Raw genomic sequence first — 377 nt, forward strand, 5'->3', positions numbered from 1 at the left:
GTCTGATCGGGCGAAAATCTGCGAATTGCATTTGGAGATACTGGACGCCTATCTGCGTTCTACAACGTAGCCGCAGGACGCCGATTTGTACGAATCGGCACGGCTGCTGTCGACCGAGGCTGTGTAAAAACGTGTTGATTGCCTATAGTTAGTCAACACGTCTTTCGATGGTGGCCCATGAAGCGATTTATTGAAAGCGCGGCACGAGATCAAGTCGCACTGCTACCTGAGTGTCTCGACGACTACGTCGATGCTGATAACACCGTACGAGTGGTGGACGTCTTTGTTGACGAGCTTGATCTAGTAGGTCTTGGCTTCGAGCGGGCCACGCCCTCCTTGGTGGGCAGGCCGGCATATCACCCATCGACCTTGCTCAA

The 377-nt window shown here is 53.6% G+C and carries 1 pseudogene; it reads left to right on the plus strand.

Features of this window, described 5'->3' with window-relative positions:
• Nucleotides 1–177: 177 nt before the first annotated feature.
• Nucleotides 178–377 (plus strand): annotated as a pseudogene (locus tag NCT32_RS37120) (IS5/IS1182 family transposase); the annotation flags it as partial.

Source organism: Caballeronia sp. INML2 (assembly GCF_023631365.1).
Taxonomy (GTDB): Bacteria; Pseudomonadota; Gammaproteobacteria; order Burkholderiales; family Burkholderiaceae; genus Caballeronia; species Caballeronia turbans.